Annotated in this window: 10 protein-coding genes; 3 read left to right on the plus strand and 7 right to left on the minus strand. The window is 62.8% G+C overall.

Translation table 11 applies throughout. From position 1 onward, the window contains the following. Positions 1–109 precede the first annotated feature (109 nt). From rpoC to OHL12_RS10440, 6 genes are all read right to left on the minus strand, one after another. Positions 110–4,303, minus strand: a complete 4,194-nt coding sequence (rpoC, locus tag OHL12_RS10415) for a DNA-directed RNA polymerase subunit beta' (RefSeq protein ID WP_263415118.1) — start codon at positions 4,301–4,303, stop codon at positions 110–112. 170 nt (positions 4,304–4,473) lie between these two features. Further along, the gene (gene rpoB / locus OHL12_RS10420; protein WP_263413754.1) at positions 4,474–8,946 is read right to left on the minus strand and encodes a DNA-directed RNA polymerase subunit beta; all 4,473 of its coding nucleotides are present in this window, start codon (positions 8,944–8,946) and stop codon (positions 4,474–4,476) included. Positions 8,947–9,943: 997 nt separating this feature from the next. After that, entirely contained in the window at positions 9,944–10,321 is a 378-nt protein-coding gene (gene rplL / locus OHL12_RS10425; RefSeq protein ID WP_263413755.1) for a 50S ribosomal protein L7/L12, read from the minus strand. A 165-nt stretch (positions 10,322–10,486) separates the two neighbouring features. Continuing rightward, complete coding sequence (rplJ, locus tag OHL12_RS10430; RefSeq protein ID WP_263413756.1) at positions 10,487–11,137, minus strand: 50S ribosomal protein L10; 651 nt, start codon at positions 11,135–11,137, stop codon at positions 10,487–10,489. Positions 11,138–11,228: 91 nt separating this feature from the next. Further along, positions 11,229–11,939, minus strand: coding sequence for a 50S ribosomal protein L1 (gene rplA, locus OHL12_RS10435; protein WP_263413757.1), 711 nt, complete (start codon positions 11,937–11,939; stop codon positions 11,229–11,231). A gap of 419 nt (positions 11,940–12,358) precedes the next feature. Further along, positions 12,359–13,360, minus strand: coding sequence for an AraC family transcriptional regulator (locus OHL12_RS10440; RefSeq protein WP_317889837.1), 1,002 nt, complete (start codon positions 13,358–13,360; stop codon positions 12,359–12,361). A 90-nt stretch (positions 13,361–13,450) separates the two neighbouring features. On the opposite strand from OHL12_RS10440, the gene OHL12_RS10445 reads away from it, so the two are divergent. From OHL12_RS10445 to OHL12_RS10455, 3 genes are all read left to right on the plus strand, one after another. Then, positions 13,451–14,347 carry an SDR family oxidoreductase gene (locus tag OHL12_RS10445; RefSeq protein WP_263413758.1) on the plus strand — a complete coding sequence of 299 codons (897 nt, stop codon included), beginning with the start codon at positions 13,451–13,453 and terminating at the stop codon, positions 14,345–14,347. A 163-nt stretch (positions 14,348–14,510) separates the two neighbouring features. Continuing rightward, the gene (gene exaC, locus OHL12_RS10450) at positions 14,511–16,058 is read left to right on the plus strand and encodes an acetaldehyde dehydrogenase ExaC (protein WP_263413759.1); all 1,548 of its coding nucleotides are present in this window, start codon (positions 14,511–14,513) and stop codon (positions 16,056–16,058) included. After that, positions 16,058–16,501, plus strand: a complete 444-nt coding sequence (locus OHL12_RS10455; RefSeq protein ID WP_263413760.1) for a DUF779 domain-containing protein — start codon at positions 16,058–16,060, stop codon at positions 16,499–16,501. Before exaC ends, OHL12_RS10455 begins: the two co-directional genes overlap by 1 nt. 58 nt (positions 16,502–16,559) lie before the next feature. Here the strand turns inward: OHL12_RS10455 and OHL12_RS10460 are convergent, their stop codons facing one another. Beyond that, complete coding sequence (locus OHL12_RS10460; protein WP_263413761.1) at positions 16,560–19,766, minus strand: DUF3857 domain-containing protein; 3,207 nt, start codon at positions 19,764–19,766, stop codon at positions 16,560–16,562. Positions 19,767–19,910: the final 144 nt, after the last annotated feature.

The raw sequence follows: 19,910 nt of genomic DNA on the forward strand, positions 1-19,910 counted from the left end.
ACATAGATCTTAATGCCAAGCAAAGGGGGCGGACTCGATTGAGTCCGCCCCCTTTGATTTGTGGAGTCCACGTCCGAGGAGCCGGACGTGGAGCACGGGTGAATTGTGCTTATTCGGCGGCGAGTTCTTCCTGTTCGCCTTCCATGCGCATGGCTTCGAGTTCGCGTTCTTCGGCGTCGTGGGCTTCCTGGACTTCGGCCTGGATGCGGGCTGCCGCTTCTTCGAGCTCTGGGGAGAGCTGGACGTTGCGGTAGTAGTCCATGCCGGTGCCGGCCGGGATGAGACGGCCCACGATGACGTTTTCCTTGAGGCCGCGGAGCGTGTCGACGGCGCCGTTGATGCTGGCCTCGGTGAGCACGCGGGTGGTCTCCTGGAAGCTGGCCGCCGAGATGAAGCTGTCGGTGGACAGGGACGCCTTGGTGATGCCGAGCAGCAGCGGACGACCGAGCGGCGGGCGACCACCGTCGTTCAGAACGCGCTGACGCTCTGCGTTGAAGCGGAAGCGGTCGACCTGCTGTTCGAGCAGGAAGTTGCTGTCGCCGACTTCGTCGATCTTGACCCAGCGGAGCATCTGACGAACGATCGTCTCGATGTGCTTGTCGGAGATGGCGACACCCTGGAGGCGGTAGACCTCCTGGATCTCGTTGACGAGGTAGCGCTGCAGTTCCTGCTCACCGAGGACTGCGAGCACGTCGTGCGGGTTGAGCGGGCCGTCGAAGAGCTTGTCGCCGGCGCGCAGCTTTTCACCTTCCTGCACGTTGACGTAGATGGAGCGGGGCACGGAGTACTCGCGCTCTTCGCCAGTGTCGGACGTGATGTAGATCTTGCGCTGACCCTTGACCACTTCACCGAAGCGAACGACACCGTCGATCTCTGCAATCGTGGCGGTTTCGCGCGGCTTACGTGCTTCGAACAGTTCGACGACGCGCGGCAGACCGCCGGTGATGTCCTTGGTACGGGTGGACTCACGCGGGATCTTGGCGAGGATGTCGCCGGGGGCGACTTCTTCACCGTCCTGGATCATCAGGTACGCACGCGACGGCATGAGGTAGCGCTTCTTCGAGCCATCGGAGCCGTTGACGAGCAGGGTGGGCTGACGCTTTTCGTCGGGGGCGTCGGCGACCACCAGGCGGCTGAGCCCGGTGACCTCGTCGACCTCTTCGTTGAGCGTGACGCCTTCCTGCAGGTCCTTGAACTGGATCGTGCCACCGATCTCCGTGACGATGGAGTAGGTGTAGGGATCCCACGAGCCGATGGTGGTGCCGATCTCCACGGGCGCGCCGTCCTCAACGAGGAGCTTGGCGCCGTAGACGATGGGGTAGCGCTCGCGCTCGCGGCCCTTGTCGTCGATGACGGCGACGGAGCCCGAACGGTTCATGGCGACCAGGTTGCCGTCCTTGGCGCGAACGGTGTTCAGGTTGATGTAGCGCAGGGTGCCGGCGTTCTTGGCGTCGAGGCGCGACTGATCCGACACACGCGATGCGGTTCCACCGACGTGGAAGGTACGCATGGTGAGCTGGGTGCCGGGCTCGCCGATGGACTGGGCCGCGATGACGCCGACGGCTTCGCCCATTTCGACCATTTTGCCGGAGCCGAGGTTGCGGCCGTAGCAGAGCTTGCAGACGCCGCGCTTGGACTCGCAGGTGAGCACGGAGCGGATCTTGACCTTCTCCACGCCGGCGGCCTGGATGTCGGTCGCCTTCTGCTCGTCGATCTCCTCGTTGACATTGACGATCACGTTGCCATCGACGCCCTTGAACTGCTCGAGCGTGACGCGGCCGATGATGCGGTCGCGCAGCGGTTCGATGATTTCGCCGGCTTCGATGATGGGGTGAACGTAGATGCCTTCCTGCGTGCCGCAGTCGGACTCGGTGATGATGACGTCCTGCGCGACGTCGACGAGACGGCGGGTCAGGTAGCCCGAGTCAGCGGTCTTCAGCGCGGTGTCGGCCAGACCCTTACGGGCGCCGTGGGTCGAGATGAAGTACTCGAGCACGGTGAGACCTTCGCGGAAGTTCGCCTTGATCGGCGACTCGATGATTTCGCCGGAGGGCTTGGCCATGAGACCGCGCATACCGGAGAGCTGACGGATCTGCTGCTTGGAACCACGGGCACCCGAGTCGGCCATGATGTAGATCGGGTTCATGGCGCCTTCCTTGTCAGCGCGCTTCATGTTGCCGAACATCTCGTCCGCCACCTTTTCGGTAACGGTCGACCACATCTGGATGACCTTGTTGTTGCGCTCGCCGTTGGTGATGGCGCCGTCGAGGTACTGCTGCTGCACGGCGACAACCTGCTTTTCGGCGTCGTGCACAACGGTGTACTTGGAAGCCGGGATGACCATGTCGTCCAGGCCGACCGACAGACCAGAACGCGTCGCGTACTGGAAGCCAAGCTCCTTGATGCGATCGAGCGCGTGCACCGTGATCTCAAGGCCGAGGTTCAGGTACAGGTAGTTGATGAGCTGGCCGATGCCCTTCTTCTTGAGCAGGCCGTTCACGTAGGGCATGCCCTCAGGCAGCGCATCGTTCAGGATGGCGCGGCCGACCGTGGTGTTGATGTACTGCTTGTTGTACTCAACGACCTCGGTGTGGGTGATGTCCTGGTCGTCATACGCCGTGGTCAGGTCAAGGACCGGACCGGTGTAGCGCAGACGGATGGGCGACAGCGTCTCGACCTGCTTGGCTTCGAGCGCCATGATGACTTCGTCGATGTTGGCGAAGACACGGCCTTCACCCTTGGCGCCAACCTTGCTCTTGGTCAGGTAGTACAGGCCGAGCACCATGTCCTGGGTAGGAACGGTGATGGGCTGACCCGAGGCGGGCGAAAGGATGTTGTGCGACGCCAGCATGAGCACGGACGCTTCCACCTGCGCTTCAGGCGACAGGGGGATGTGAACGGCCATCTGGTCGCCGTCGAAGTCGGCGTTGAAGGCGGTGCAGACGAGCGGGTGGATCTTGATCGCCTTGCCTTCGACGAGCACGGGCTCAAACGCCTGGATACCGAGACGGTGCAGGGTTGGGGCGCGGTTCAGCAGGACCGGGTGATCCTTGATGACCTCTTCGAGGATGTCCCAAACGATGGGCTCCTGCAGTTCCACCATTTCCTTGGCCTGCTTGATGGTGGTGCAGTGGCCGGTCTGTTCGAGGCGGTGATAGATGAACGGCTTGAAGAGCTCGAGCGCCATCTTCTTGGGCAGACCGCACTGGTGCAGCTTCAGCTCAGGACCGACGACGATTACGGAACGGCCCGAGTAGTCCACGCGCTTGCCGAGCAGGTTCTGGCGGAAGCGGCCCTGCTTGCCCTTGAGGGTGTCAGAGAGCGACTTCAGAGGACGATTGTTCGCACCGCGCAGAACGCGGCCACGACGGCCGTTGTCGAACAGGGCGTCGACCGCCTCCTGCAGCATGCGCTTCTCGTTGCGCACGATGACTTCGGGCGCGTGGAGATCCATGAGCTTCTTGAGGCGATTGTTGCGGTTGATGACGCGGCGGTACAGGTCATTCAGATCGGACGTGGCGAAGCGGCCGCCGTCGAGTGGCACGAGCGGGCGAAGCTCAGGCGGGATCACGGGGATCACGTCGAGGATCATCCACTGTGGCTCGTTGTCGGAGCGGCGGAACGCCTCAACGACCTTGAGACGCTTGGCGTACTTCAGCTTCTTCTGAAGGCTCTGCTCGACCTTCATCTTCTCGCGCATTTCGATGGCGAGCTCGTCGACTTCGACGCGCTTGAGAAGTTCCTTGATCGCCTCGGCACCCATCATGGCGCGGAAGCCGGAGGGGCGGTACTGCTGGTCGAGTTCACGGAACTTGGACTCGTCCTTGATGATCTCGCGCTCCTTGACGGGCGCGTCGCCTGGATCGATGACGACGTAGGACTCGAAGTAGAGAACCGCTTCGAGCTCGCGCAGCGAGATGTCGAGCAGGTGGCCGATGCGCGACGGCAGGCCCTTGAAGAACCAGACGTGCGAGCACGGCGAGGCGAGCTCGATGTGGCCGAGGCGCTCACGACGGACCTTGGACAGAGTGACTTCGACGCCACACTTGTCGCAGATGACGCCGCGGTGCTTCATGCGCTTGTACTTGCCGCAGAGGCATTCCCAGTCGGTGATGGGTCCGAAGATGCGGGCGCAGAACAGGCCGTCGCGCTCCGGCTTGAAGGTGCGGTAGTTGATCGTTTCCGGCTTGGTCACTTCGCCGTGCGACCAGGAACGGATCTTCTCCGGCGACGCGAGCGAGATGCGGATGGAATCGAAGTCGGTGATGGGACCGGACATTTCGAAGGGGCTGGAACGGAACATGCTGTTTGTCTCCAGTGCGGGTTTGCGTTGGCCCGCTGGTTGGTCGTGCTGTTCGCGGTCACTTGTGGCGGACTGCATGCCTTTGTCTTGCTAAAACTTGGCCGGGGCTAAAGCCCCTTGCTGCTGGTTGGGAGTCAGCGGCCTCAAGGCCGCTGCTCCCTCCCTGTGGCTTAGTCGGCGGCTGCGGCGATCGGCATCGTCGGGATCTTGTTCAGCTCTTCCTGCTTCACAAGTTCCACGTCGAGGCAGAGGGACTGCAGCTCGCGGATGAGCACGTTGAACGACTCGGGCACGCCAGGCTCGATCGCCGCCTCGCCCTTGACGATGGCCTCGTAGATCTTGGTACGGCCAAAGACGTCGTCGGACTTCGCGGTGAGCAGCTCCTGGAGGATGTAGGCCGCGCCGTATGCTTCGAGCGCCCACACTTCCATTTCGCCGAAGCGCTGGCCACCGAACTGTGCCTTACCACCCAGCGGCTGCTGCGTGATGAGGGAGTACGGTCCGATCGAACGAGCGTGGATCTTGTCGTCGACCAAGTGCGAGAGCTTGAGCATGTAGATGTAGCCAACGGTCGCGGGCTGTTCGAACGCGTCGCCGGTCATGCCGTCGAACAGTTCGGTTTTGCCGGAGGAAGGCAGACCCGCCGAGGCGAGCAGAGCCTTGATCTCCTCTTCGCGAGCACCGTCGAATACGGCGGTGCCGAACCAGATGCCACGCTTCATGCCCTTGGCCACGCGCAGGGTCGTCTCATCGTCCAGCTCAAGCAGCTGGTTCAGAGCGGCCGTGCCCTGGAAGCGTGCCTTGAAGATCTCGCGAACTTCGTTGGCGCTCTCGGCCTGCGCGGCAAGCTCAGCGACCTTTTCGCCCAGCTCATGCGCGGCCCAGCCCAGGTGCGTTTCCAGGATCTGACCGACGTTCATACGCGACGGCACACCCAGCGGGTTCAGAACGATCTCCACCGGCTTGCCATCGGGCAGGTACGGCATGTCTTCCTCAGGAAGCACACGCGCGACCACACCCTTGTTACCGTGACGGCCTGCCATCTTGTCGCCGACCGAGAGGCGGCGCTTCATGGCGATGTACACCTTGACCATCTTGATCACGCCCGGGGAGAGCTCGTCGCCCTTCTGGAGCTTGGAGATCTTCTCGTTGGTGATCTTGCGGAGAACGTCGATCTGACGCGAGGTCATCTCTTCGATCTCGTCGATCTGCTCGTTCACGCGCGGGTCCTTGTCGGCGTAGCGAATCCGCTTCAGGTTGCGCGTGGAGATGAGCTCGATCATGTCGCGATCGAGGATGTCGCCCTTGCCCAGCAGCTTCTTGTTGGTGCGCTCGTCGTGCAGGTCGGCCTGGACTTCCTTGCCGCCCAGGATGCCTTCGAGGCGCTTCAGACGCTCGTCGGTCAGAATGCGGATTTCGTCAGCCAGGTTCTTCTCCAGCTTCTCAATCTGCTCCTGCTCGATCGACTTGGCGCGCTCGTCCTTTTCCTGACCCTTGCGGGAGAAGATGCGGACGTCGACCACGGTGCCCTCGATGCCCGGGGGGCACGTGAGCGAAGCGTCGCGCACGTCGCCGGCCTTTTCACCGAAGATGGCGCGCAGCAGCTTCTCTTCCGGCGTGAGCTGGGTCTCGCCCTTGGGCGTGACCTTGCCGACGAGGATGTCGTTGTGACCTACCTTTGCACCAATGCGGATGATGCCCGACTCGTCCAGGTCACGCAGAGCGTGCTCGGAGACGTTGGGGATATCGCGCGTGATCTCTTCCGGTCCCAGCTTCGTGTCGCGCGCTTCGATCTCGAACTCCTCGATATGGATCGAGGTGTAGTAGTCCTCGCGGACCAGCTTTTCCGAGATGAGGATCGCGTCCTCGAAGTTGTAACCGCGCCACGGCATGAAGGCGACCAGCACGTTGCGGCCCAGACCGAGTTCGCCCTGCTCCGTGCACGGACCATCTGCGATCACCTGGCCCTTGAGCACGCGGTCACCCTTGCGCACGATGGGCTTCTGGTTGATGCAGGTGTTCTGGTTGGAGCGCTTGAACTTGGTGAGCTGGTAGATGTCGGAACCAACCTCACGCGACAGCTGCGTGGGGTGGTGCTCGCCTTCGACGCGCACGATGATGCGCTCGGAGTCGACCGAGTCGATGATGCCGTTGCGGCGGGCCAGGATGACGGCGCCCGAGTCGCGGGCGGTTACGCCTTCCATGCCGGTACCGACGAACGGGGCCTCAGCGACCAGAAGGGGAACCGACTGGCGCTGCATGTTCGCACCCATCAGGGCGCGGTTCGCGTCGTCGTGCTCAAGGAACGGCACGAGCGAGGCGGCCACGGAGACGAGCTGCTTTGGCGAAACGTCGATGTAGTCGACCTCAGCCTGCGGCACCAGGACGAAGTTGCCCTGCTTCCGGGCGTTGACCAGGTCCTCGGTCATCTTGCCGTTTTCATCCAGCTCGATGTTGGCCTGCGCGATCGTGTGACGGTCCTCTTCCCATGCAGAGAGATAGAAGGAGAACGGCTCGGTTTCGAGCACGCGCTTGCCTTCCGAGGCGAGACGCTGCTTCAGCTCGCGCGCCTCGTTGATCTCGATGGGATCGCCCTGACGCAGACCCGACTCGCCGGCGTTGGTGACGGCGACGTAGTCGACCACGCGGCCGTCCTTGACCTTGCGGTAGGGCGACTCGATAAAGCCGTACTCGTTGATGCGCGCGAAGCACGACAGCGAGCTGATCAGACCGATGTTCGGGCCTTCCGGCGTTTCGATCGGGCAGATACGGCCGTAGTGCGTCGGGTGCACGTCGCGGACTTCGAAGCCTGCACGCTCACGCGACAAGCCGCCCGGCCCAAGCGCAGAGAGACGACGCTTGTGCGTGATCTCCGAGAGCGGGTTGGTCTGGTCCATGAACTGCGACAGCTGCGAAGATCCGAAGAACTCGCGGATGGCGGCCATGACCGGCTTGGCGTTGATGAGGTCGTGCGGCATCGCCGTCGACATCTCCTGGTAGACCGACATCTTTTCCTTGATGGCGCGCTCCATGCGAACCAGGCCGATGCGGAACTGGTTCTCCATGAGTTCGCCGACCGCGCGGACGCGGCGGTTGCCAAGGTGGTCGATGTCGTCGACAAGGCCGATGTTCTTGCGCAGCTTCAGCAGGTACTTGATCGTGCCATAGAAGTCTTCAGGCGTGAGCGTGCGCTTGTCGAGCTCGGTCGCGTTCTGGTTCTCGTACAACTTGATGTTGAACTTGAGACGGCCCACGCGCGAGAAGTCGTACTTGCGCGGATCGAAGAACATGCCTTCGAAGAGCGCGGTCGCGGTGTCCAGCGTCGGCGGGTCGCCCGGACGCAGCTTGCGGTAGATCTCAATGAGAGCTTCCTCGGGCTTGCGCACGGAGTCACGCTTGAGCGTATTGGTGATGATGTTGCCAACGTCGTCCTTCTCCGGGAAGAAGACTTCGATCGTGGTAGCACCGGACTGCAGCGTCTTGTGCAGCTTGTCGGTGGTCGCTTCCTGGTTGGCCTCGTACAGCAGCTCACCCGTGGTCAGGTCAACCACGTCAGCGGCGAAGATGGCGCCGTCAAGGTTCGCGGGCTCCACTTCCACTTCGGTGATGCCAGCGGCGCGAATCTTGGCGAGCAGCGACGGCGAGATCTTGCGGCCGGCGGCAACGATTTCCGCGCCGTCAGGACCGTTGATCGCGTTCACCGGCTTGACGCCGAGGATGTTGGTGACCTTCTCGTCGGCCGAGACGTTCCAGAACATCTTGCCGTCACGCAGGGTGATGGTGTCGGCGGTGTAGAAGGTCTTCAGGATCTCTTCGTCGGTGCGCAGGCCGAGCGCGCGCAGGAAGATGGTGCCGAGGAACTTGCGCTTGCGGTCGATGCGGACGTAGAGAGTGTTCTTCTGGTCGTACTCGAACTCGACCCAGCTGCCGCGGTACGGGATGATCTTGCCGAGGAAGTAGGTGCGGTTGTTCGCCGTCTCAAAGAAGACGCCGGGCGAGCGGTGCAACTGCGACACGATGACGCGCTCGGTGCCGTTGACGATGAACGTGCCGTTGGCGGACATGAGCGGGATGTCGCCAAAGAAGACTTCCTGCTCCTTCATGTCGCGCAGGGTCTTGACGCCGGTCTCCGGGTCCTTGTCGTAGATCTTGAGGCGGATGGTGACCTTGAGCGGAGCGGAGTAGGTCATGCCGCGCTCTTCGCACTCGGCCTGGTCGTACTTCAGTTGCAGGCCCACCGGGTCGCCGCACTTGGTGCAGAAGTCGGGCGTGTTCTTGTTGTAGGTTCCGCAGAAGTGGCAGAGCACATCACCGGGGTGGAATGGATCGGTGATGACCATGTGGCCACAGTTGGAGCAGGCGGTGCGAAGGTGGTTCAGACCCTTCAGGTAGCCGCACTTGCACTCCCAGTTGCCGATGGAGTAATCGACAAACTCGAGCTCCGAGACGTTGCGGAAGTCGGTGATGGGAAAGACGGAGGTGAAGACCGACTGCAGGCCGTTGTCCTCGCGCTCCTGGGGGAGCTTGTCCATCTGAAGGAAGCGCTCGTAGGAGCGGCGCTGCACTTCGATGAGGTTCGGGATCTGGATTGCGGTTGGGATCTTCGAGAAGTCGAGCCGGCTGCGCAGTGCGCGGATTGCCATGCTGTTGTCCATGTAGTCTGCTGCTCCCTTGTGTGTTCCTGCCGAGACCTCTTTCCACAGTGCAGGCTGCATCTATCTGCTGCGAGCCGGTGGTCGGAGTCCGGGGCAGATGGTAGGCTGCCCCGTGGAAGTGGTTGACGCGCGTGTTTTGCAGAAACCCGCCTCGGTGAGGACTCTGCTGCGCGTTGAGAAACCGGGGTGGAACCCGGCGTTATATAAGGTGAAGCGAAGAAGGCGAAGGAGCGAACCAGGACCGGCTAGAAGACCGGAGGGGCCGAACGGCTCCGGGCCCGCTTTGGGCTAGAGCTTCGATTCGGCACAGCAAGAGACGCGAAAACGCTCAGAGGCACAAACGTACCCATGAGCGCAATGTTCGACCTTTGCACTGGTGCTTGAATTGTCAGAATCTTTGCCGCCTCCCGAACCCTGCGTGGCCCGGAACCGCTGCCGCTGATACTGCCGTGAGCACAAGCAAATTCCCGCCGCCCGGAACCTGCTGTGGCCGGTCCGTGGTGGACCGGAAAACTCTTAGAACTCTGCCTGAGGGGTAGCTGCCGCAGCGACGTTACGCAGTGCCACGCTGAACGGTTTGCGCCCAAAGAAGAATGTATACCTTTTCCCGACGAAGTGCAAGAGCTGCATCGGGAGCACACCTCAAAGCAGCCGCCAGACAGCTTTGCAGTCCGGACCAAGCAGGCGACTCACGGTCGCAGCAGCTATCTGCTGGGCCTTCTCTATCGAAGGCCAGATCCCACCCCCGGTTATCACCGATTCACCCCCAGCGCTGCGGGACATCGTTAGGCCAACACCTCCCACCTGCGGCCCGATCTGAAAAGTGAGAATGTCGCCGTTTCGCTCGGCGACACCCTTCAGAAGAATTGGTTCCATAAGGTAACTCCCGGATCTCGGTGGCCAAGCTCGCGAATCGAAGAAGTAGATCATAGACGCACAAAGGGCTCCCGGCTTACGCCGGGAGCCCTTTGCGGTAGAGCCGAAACTACTTGATTTCGACAGTCGCGACGCCGTCGAACTTCTTGGCGATGGCGGCCGCGTCTTCCTTGGAGATGTTCTCCTTGAGAGGCTTCGGTGCGCCGTCGACCAGGTCCTTGGCTTCCTTGAGGCCGAGCGAGGTGACTTCGCGGACAGCCTTGATGGTGTTGATCTTGTTCGCGCCGGCATCCTTCAGGATGACGGTGAACTCGGTCTTCTCTTCGGCTGCGGGAGCGGCTGCGCCGCCGCCGGCTGCCGGAGCCGCCGCAACGGTGGCTGCTGCGGCCGAGACGCCGAGGCGCTCTTCGAGCTTCTTAACGAGCTCAGAGGCCTCAAGCAGGCTCAGGCTCACGATCTGGTCTTCCAACTGCTGCAGGTCTGCCATGGTAAATCTCCGTGTGATCGATAACTTGATGGTGCAGCCCCGGTGGTCTGAGGCCCTGATGCGATTTGCGTCTCCAGAGCGATGTTTTGCGCTGGCTGCCCTGCCCCGGCGGAGTTTCCGATGCGCCCAGACTGCGCACTCCGCTGAGATCAGGACGAAAGTTGATTAGCCCTCAGCCGGGGCCTCGTCGGCAGCGGCGCCGGCCTGGTTCGAATCACCAGACTCAGGCTGCGCCGGATCGGCGTCGGTGTTCGCGGCAGCCGGAGCAGCGGATGCTGCCGGGGCGGAGCCGGTGAACTTGTTGGCCTGCACTGCCTGATCGACGACCACGGCCAGGTTGCGGCCGGTGGCGTTCATGACAGTGGCGAGACGGGTTGCCGGGGCATTGATGAGGAACAGCAGCTTCGAGAAGAGCTCTTCCTTGCCGGGCAGGGTCGCGAGGTTGTTGATCTCCGCAACATTGATCACCTTGCCGTCGACAATGCCGAGCTTGAAGGTGAACTGCGCGTTGTCCTTGACCCAGCTGGAGAGGGCCTTGGCGAGCGCGACAGGGTCGCCCGAGGTGTAGGCGATCGAGCTGACGCCCTTGAGGCCGCCGAGCGCTGCTTCGATCTGGGTGCCGGCGCCAGCCTTGGGCGCGAGCTTGTTCTTGAGCACCTGGTACTTGCCACCCGCGTCGCGGACGGTCTTGCGCAGCTCGAAATCCTTCGAGGCGGTCATGGCGGTAAAGGTGCCGATGATGGCGGAGGTTGCGCCCTCGAGATTGCTCGCGAGTGCTGCGACCTTCTTGTTCTTTTGCTGCTTGGTCAATGCCATTGGACTGTATCCCTTAGCTGGCGGGCGCTTCTGCCCTGCCGGAAACTTGGCCGGTCCGCGCCGTGGCGGAGCGGCACATCAACAGAATCGCTTATGCCTTGCCGGCAGCGTCGACGACAGCCTGGTCGATCTCGATACCAGGGCCCATCGTGGAGGACATAAAGATGCCCTTCACATACTTGCCCTTGGCGGCGGCCGGCTTGGCCTTGACCACGCTGGTGATCACGGTCATGGCGTTCTCGATCAGCTTCTGCGGCTCAAAGGAGCTCTTGCCCACGGGAACGTGGACCAGGGCGGTCTTGTCGGCGCGGAACTCGACCTTACCGGCCTTGATTTCCTTGACGGCTGCGGCGACATCGGTGGTCACCGTTCCGGTCTTCGGGTTCGGCATCAGGCCGCGGGGGCCGAGCACCTTACCGAGACGGCCGATGGAGCGCATCATGTCCGGCGTTGCGATCAGGGCGTCGAAGTCCGTCCAGGACTCCTTCTGGATCCGCTCGACGAGCTCTTCGCCACCAACGATGTCTGCGCCGGCTTCCTGCGCGATGCGCTGGTTTTCTGCGGTAGAGATCACGGCGACGGTCTTGGTCTTACCCAGGCCATGCGGCAGGATCACCGTGCCGCGGACCATCTGGTCGGCGTGACGGGTGTCCACACCAAGACGCAGAGTCAGATCGACGTTTTCGTCGAACTTCGCGTACTTGATCTGCTGGATGAGGGGAACTGCGTCGTTCAGCAAATAAGGGCGGGGCTCAACAGCCGCGCGCGCCTTTGCCAGATTCTTCGAAATCTTGCGTGCCATTCCTATTTCCTTGTCTCCCACCGCCGGAACCATTGGACAAAGCGGGCTGATTGTTTCTTCGAGCCCAGCGGGCATGCCTCGCGTTGAAACCGGTTTCGAGCTTTCGCTGGAAACCTAAACTGCAACGAGGGCCCCGCCCTTTGTCACGCAGCGCGACTTTCGCGCTGAACCCGCCCCGAATTGCGATTACTCAACTGCTGCGAGGGACGAGCCGTTCGGCCGTGGTGATTTGACGCAACCTGGAGGCTCTCGCCTGGCAGACTGCTATGGCTTCGGGGACCGGCGGATACCAGGAACACGCACAGAGGCCCGAAACACTCTTATCAGTATGCCTCAGTTTGGGGTGGAGCGCAAGCCTTGAGACCGGCTCCGACGCTGCGGACAGCGAGTGCACCCCTTATGGTGCAAGAACTTAGGGCCTAAGCACCGGCCTGATTCGTGTACTCCGCCGGCAGAGGCTGCCGGTCTGCGTTCACAGCGCTTCGCCCGTACTGGCGGGGCGAGCAGTTCATGGTGCGCTTGAATGCCTTGCCGAAGGCCGACTCGGAATCGTAGCCGAGCGAACTCGCGATCTCGGCGACTGATTCCTTTGCGGTGCGGAGGCGGTCGCTGGCGAGCAGCATGCGCCAGCGGGTCAGGTATTCGACGGGGCTGGTGCCGACGGTCTGCTTGAAGCGTTCGGCGAAGACGGATCGCGACATGCCGGCCTCTTCAGCGAGGGTCTGGAGCGTCCAGGGCTTGCCGGGGTCGGCGTGGATGGCGGAAATGGCGGAGCTCATCTGCTTGTCGGCCAAGGCAGAGAGCCACCCGGTGAAGTTGTTGCCGGCGTCGGCCAGATGCAGGCGGAGCGCCTGGACGAGCATGGTCTGGCCGAGCTGCTTGATGATGAGGTCCGATCCGGGGCGTGGATTGTTCACCTCTTCGCGCATGCGGTCGAGCGACCAGCGCAGGGCGGCGCGGTCGCTTTCGGAGCGTAGGTGCACGATGGGCGGCAGGGCGCTCCGCAAGATGTCTGCCGGGCCGCCGGTCAGGGCGAAGTGGCCACCGATCATGTAACAGCCGCTCTGCTGGTTCTGGACGAAGCAGCCGTTCGCGAGCCAGTAGTCGCGGATCTGCATGAAGTCGAGGAGCGGGGCTTTGAGATCGGTAGCGATGCGAAACGGAAGACCGCGCGGGAGGATAAAGCAGTCGCCCGGCTCCATGGTGACCCAGCCGTCAACGCCCTCGACCGAGAGATATCCACGGCCGGAGCTGACGGCATAGCACTTGACGCCAGGGTGATGCGGCCAGCCAATGGCCAGGTTCTGGCCGATGTCAAACCCGCCGGCGCGGTAGCTATCGAGCTTGAGCAGGGCGAGAACGTCGGAGAGCGGGTCCAGGGGGTTCCTCCGGCCAAGACGATCTGCCGATGGAGAATGGATGCGCTACCCGGACGATTGGACCAAAGCGGCGGACGTTCTGCGTAGATCGTCCGCGGAGCCGCAGATGTCTATCTGTGCAGGAGATTCACCATGCGAGTGTTTGTGACGGGTGCGACAGGGTTTATCGGATCGCGGGTTGTTCCGGAGTTGATCGGCGCGGGACACACCGTGCTGGGCATGACGCGTTCGAACGAGGGCGCGGAGAGGCTAATGGCTGCGGGAGCGGAGCCCTACCACGCCAACATCGATCAGCCCGAGAGCCTGAAGGAGGGCGCGGCTTCCGCGGACGGAGTCATTCACCTGGCGTTTGATCATGACTTTTCGCGCTCGGCGAACGCATTTGCGGAAAATGCGGAGAAAGATCGCGTGGTGATCACGACCCTGGCCGATGTGCTGGCGGGAACGAACAAGCCGCTGGTCATCACGTCAGGCGTGGGTCTGGGCAGCAAAGGCCCGGGACAAACGGCTACCGAGGACTTCTTTGACGCGAGCACGCCTGTGCCACGGAAATTTACGGAGCTGGCCGGCATCGCGGCGCAGGAGCGTGGCGTAAACGTGAGCGTGGTGCGACTGCCGCAGGTGCACGACCCGTACAAGCAGGGGCTCATCACCTATTACAACGAGGTCACGCGCAAGATCGGCATTGCGGGCTACGTGGGCGACGGTGCGAACCGCTACTCCGCGGCGCCGGTCCAGTCCGTGGCGAATCTGTACCGGCTGGTGCTGGAGCGGGCCGAGGCGGGGAGTCGCTGGAACGCCGTGCAGGAAGAGGGCGTGCCCATGAAGGACGTGGTGGAAGTGGTTGCCGGCGTGCTGAAGCTGGAGCCGAAGAGCCTGACCCAGGATGAGGCTAACCAGCACTACGGCTGGCTCGGACACATCCTGGCATGGGACATGCCTGCTTCCAGCGCCTATACGCAGAAGACACTGGGCTGGGACCCGACCGGCCCGACGCTGCTGGAAGACCTGCGTCAGGGCAAGTTTTAGGGTTGCGGTCGCTTTCGGGCGCGGCTGGGTAAGGGCGTGGCTCCGGCCGCGCCCTTGCTTTGGAGGGGCCCGGGATGGCGCTTGACCAGCGCCTGCGCGGAGGAGCATCGTGTTGCGCGGTAGTTTCGCCGAGAGATCGGCGACGCGAAAGGACACAGCAGCCATGGCAACAGCAATGCCTCCCAGCAGCGGCAGCAAGATCAGCCCGATGACGTACGGATACAACGTGCCGTTTCGCAAGCGGTACGGAAACTACATCGGTGGCGAGTGGGTGGAGCCCGCTGGCGGCGAGTATTTCGAGAACGTGACGCCCGTGACAGGGCAGGTGATCACAGAAGTGCCGCGGTCGCGCGCCGCCGACGTGGAGAAGGCGCTGGATGCTGCGCACAAGGCGAAGAAGGCCTGGGCGCGGACATCGACGACAGAACGTTCGAACATTCTGCTGAAGATTGCGCAGCGCATTGAGGACAACCTGGAGCTGCTGGCGCACGCCGAGACGTGGGACAACGGCAAGCCGATTCGCGAGACGATGGCGGCCGATGTCCCGCTCAGTGCCGATCACTTCCGCTACTTTGCCGGGGCCATTCGCGCGCAGCAGGGCGGCATCAGCCAGATCGACAACGAGACCGTTGCGTACCACTACCACGAGCCGTTGGGCGTGGTCGGGCAGATCATTCCGTGGAACTTTCCGCTGCTGATGGCCGCGTGGAAGCTGGCGCCGGCGCTGGCCGCAGGCAACTGCGTGGTGCTGAAGCCGGCGGAGCAGACGCCCGTTTCGATCCTGATGCTGATGGAGATCATCGGCGACCTCTTGCCCGCGGGCGTGCTGAACGTGGTGAACGGCTACGGCCGCGAGGTGGGCAAGGAACTGGCGACAAACCCGCGCATCAACAAGGTGGCGTTCACCGGGTCCACGGTGACCGGCCGCATGATCATGCAGTACGCGTCGGAAAACATGATCCCGTTCACGCTGGAGCTGGGCGGCAAGTCGCCGAACATCTTCTTTGAAGACGTGATGAACGGAAGCGAGGAGTACATCGACAAGGCGATCGAAGGTCTCGTGCTGTTCGCCTTCAACCAGGGCGAAGTGTGCACCTGCCCGTCGCGCGCACTCATTCACGAGAAGATCTACGACCGCTTTATGGAAAAGGCGCTGAAGCGGGTAGAGGCGATCAAGCAGGCGAACCCGCTGGACAGCTCGACGATGCTGGGCGCGCAGGCGTCGAAGCAGCAGTTCGACAAGATCATGAGCTACCTGGACCTGGGCCGGAAGGAAGGCGCCGAGATGCTGACCGGCGGCGATGCGGCGCACCTGGAAGGTGAGCTGAGCGGCGGGTTCTACGTGCAGCCGACCATCTTCCGCGGCCATAACAAAATGCGCATCTTCCAGGAGGAGATCTTCGGACCGGTGCTGAGCGTGACCACGTTCAAGACCGACGACGAGGCGATGGAGATTGCCAACGACACCCTATACGGCCTGGGCGCGGGCGTGTGGACGAAGGACATGAACCGCGCATACCATTTCGGCCGCGGCATTGAGGCGGGCCGCGTGTGGACGAACTGCTATCACCTGTACCCGGCTCACGCCGCGTTTGGCGGGTACAAGCAGAGCGGCATCGGGCGCGAGAACCACCTGATGATGCTGGATCACTACCAGCAGACGAAGAATCAGCTGGTGAGCTACAGCGACGCGAAGCTGGGGTTGTTCTAGTGGAGCAGCACGTCGACGAGTCACCAGTTCAGCAAGCGAGCAGAGCGGCTGCCGATGGAACCTCGGTCGCCGCTACGCCGTTGCAGGTGACCGCGACACCGGCTGCGCTGCACTTGATTGCGGAGCTGCAGGCGGAGCATGGACCGGTGATGTTTTACCAGTCCGGCGGGTGCTGCGAAGGTTCGGCGCCGATGTGCTTTCCGGAAGGCGAAATGCGCATTGGCAGCCGCGATGTGAAGCTCGGCGAGATCGGCGGTGCGCCCTTCTATATGTCGGCGCAGCAGTTCGAATACTGGAAGCACACGCAGTTGGAGATCGACGTGGTGAAGGGCTTTGGCGCGGCGTTTTCGCTGGAGGGGCCGGGCGGCCTGCAGTTTCTGACCCGGTCGCACATCTTTACCGATCCGGAGATTGCGGCGCTGCGCGACGCGGGACGCCTTTAGAACCAGGGAACAGAGAAGAGCGTCTGCCGCACAAGCGAACGCGGCAGACGCTCTTCCCTCACTGCGTGAGGCGGACGCTGCAACTGTTTGCTTTGCAGACGAGGTACACCGTGCGGAAAAGCGCGGCGGAGTCGTTGGGCGGGAACAGTGCAGCGAGGTTTGCCTGCTGTACCAGCTTGTCTTGAGCCGGTGTGGTGGTGGCGTTCGGAGCGGGGCGGGCACGCAGCACGCGCTCCCGCGTGAACAGGAGCGAGTAGGTTGCGGTGCCGGTGGTATCCGACTGACCCGGGATGGGGAACGTTCGTTCCGCGCCGAGGATCAGGTCGGGCGAGTTGCTGTTGGCGTGCAACAGATCGCCGAACTTCTTCCTGGCCGCTTCGACCTTTGGCTTGAGCGTGAGTTCGGCTGCAGCAGGATCGAGCCCGGGAGATTTGCTGACGATATAGTCGACAAGTTCATACGTCAGGGCTGCGTCGCGATCTTTGTGCAGTGCGGCCTGAACGTCGCCAAGGTGTTCGCCGATCTCTGGGTTAGGGCGGTTGAGCCAGGCTGGCCGAATGTAGGTTTCCGCTTCGGCGTACTTGCCTTCCTCGTACAGGATCCAGCCCATGGTGTCCCATGCGGCGGTGAACAGAGACGAGGCCTGAGCCATCGTGTTGGGCGACTCGTCGCCGGTCCAGCCGGTGCTTTCCGCGGCGAGTTTCTTGAGTACGTCGCGCTGCGTGGTTTCAGCCACTTTCAACTGCAAGTGGTTCTTTGCCAGTTCGTAGACCGCGTCGTTGTCCTGCAGGGCTGTAGCGTCGCCCTGGATGAGGTGCGAGAGCGTTTCCGCACCCGCGGCGGTTTCGCCACCCCGCATCTGCGCCTGGCCCAGCAGCAGCTGGAACGCGTTGCTCTCGCGCACGTCGCCGGGCAGAGCCGCGGCGGCATCCTTGGCGGCGGCGAGTGCCGCAGCGTTCTGGTTGTCGGCCCACAGCAGTTGCACCAGAGTGGTGCGGGCATCGGATTTAGAGGGGTCGGCTGCGATCCAGTCGCGCGTGGTGGCGATGGCGGCTTTGCGGTTCTCGCTTGCCTGCAGATTAACCAGGTTGCGCCAGGCGAACTCAGAGGTTGGGTAGAGTTCCACCTCTTTGCGGTAGTCCTTCACCGCTTCCGTCTGATTGCCGCGGCGCTGGGCGACCACGCCCAGGTTGCCCCACAGGTATTCCTGGGATTCGTTCAGCGTTCGCGCTTCGTTCAGGTCCTGCTCGGCGCCGTCGGGGTCATTGTGATTTAGCTTTTCACCGGCGCTTTCGACCAGGCGCTTCGCCTGTGCCAGGCGTTCGGCCTGGGTCTTGGGCTTCTGCGGCACGGAGTCGCCACTTCCCTTTGCATGCGCGCCGTCGCCGATCATGGGGCCGGTTGACTTTGCGCCCGAGGGTGGGATGAGCTGGATGTAAGGCACGTCGCCAGCGCTCGAGGCGGTGTACCACTTCTGATAAGTCTTCCAGTCGGCCGCGGGCATCTTCTCGGCGAGCACGGAAAGTTTTCGTTCGGCGTGCAGCGTGCGACCGTCAAGCCGGTAGGTTGTGTCGATGCGGGCCTGCGGAATGCTTTGGTGGATGGCCTCAGGTAATTCCGCAGACCAGCCGGGCGCCAACTGCATGTCCACGGTGCTGGTGCTTTCCCGTGGCTGGCCCAGAAGAATGCTGGTGGTGGGCGGCTTCTTCTCGTCGATCACAGGCAGCAAGGTGGGGCTGAAAACGGCGGTGACACGGTTCTCACCCCATTCGGAACTGTGTTCCCGGTGGTAGTGGAAGCGAAGGACGAGAGGCTTTTCTTGGTCGTTCAGGTTGTCGATGACGGCGTCGCTGGTAGTACCCCCGAAGCCGTAGAACTGCATTACGCGCTGAACCGCCTCAGGGTGCTGCGCGGGCGAAAGCTGCCGGAGGCCGGCGCGTAGACCGATTTCATTGTCGTCACGCAGGGTGTACGCAATCTGGGATTCTGAGGTGAGATCTTTGTCCAGGCTGCCCTTGACTGCCATGGTTTCGAAAGGCGCAAATGGCGGGCGAGCCGGCGTTTTCTGGATGGTTGCCACGCCGGTGGGCGGGACGACCAGGGCGTCCTTGTCACGAATGGTGGGCACGAGGACCTGGAACGGAGCCACCTCGGACGTGGTATCGAGCCAGACCGGCTTGCCGTTCAGAGTGATGCGCGTGATCAGGTGGTTGAACGCGGCGGGCGAGGGCACTGCCGGGTTGAAGCGCACACCGGAGCCGATGAGCACAGCGTCAGGCTGCTGGCCGAGCGCGATGAGCATGGAGGCAAGCAGCGTGTGCTTGTCCTTGCAGTCGCCGTACTGGTTCTGAAGCACCGTGGCTGCGGCGTGCGGCTGGTAGCGGCCCACGCCCAGAGCGATGCCGATGTAGCGAACGTCGGACGCGACCCAGTCGTACACCGCGCGGATCTTGTCCTGTTCGGTGGCGCTGTGAGCGGTGATCTCAGCCACCTTGGCACGAATGGTGGCGTCGGGCTGCATGCGGTCGGCCTCAAGGCCGCGATACCAGGCGCCGACCGCCGCCCAGTCCGGGAATGTGGTGAAGGCGACGTCAGGAAGGCGGCCTTCCGTCTTATCCAGTTCTTCGTCCGCGGAGAGGACTTTATTTTCCTCGGCCTTGGCGGCGGCTTCGGCCTGCTTGCCCAGGGTGGGTTTGAGCGATTGCCACTGCCAGCGGTAGACCGTCTCCTTGCCCTCAGTGGTGCGCTCGGGCGTGACGTGATTGGCGGGGTTGGTCCACACAGTCGGGTTCAGGTTGGAGGGGAAACGCAACTCCACCGTCTGGTGTTGGGTGACCAGATCGCGCACGAATGGCACCGTGCCCCAGAACTGGTTGGCCGCCTCGGCCTGCTTGATAACCACGTGGGTCTGCCACTCGACGATGTCGCCCACGCGCAGGCCGCGGACCGGCATTTGCTTGAGCTTGATGTCGCTGTAGAAGGGCGCCTGCTGTGTGACAGGCGGCGTTTGATCCTGCACGTCCGTCAGCGGTGTGTCGACCACTGAGCCGTCAGAGCGGCGCACCCGGACGTAAACGAAGTCTGCCGTCTGGGTGGCGGAGGCGTAGACCAGGCTGACCACGCCGAATTGGCGAACGGCCGCCTCCGATTGCAGTTTGAAAGATTGAGATTCGGTGCGCGTGCCGGTACCGTCGGCGTTGTACTGCAGAACAATGTTGCTGTTGCGCAGGATGGCGGCCTCGTCGGAAAACGTCGCGGCCGGCACCGACGAGAGTGGGGCTGGTATAGCAGGAGCCGGCACCTGGGCGGGCGTGCAGACAGGCAGACAAGAGCAAAGCAGTACCGCAGAAAGAGAGAGGCGCATAGAAAGGATGGGTGCCAGAGTACACCCACACCTCTGGTTTCCGCG

The organism is Terriglobus aquaticus (assembly GCF_025685415.1).
GTDB lineage: Bacteria > Acidobacteriota > Terriglobia > Terriglobales > Acidobacteriaceae > Terriglobus > Terriglobus aquaticus.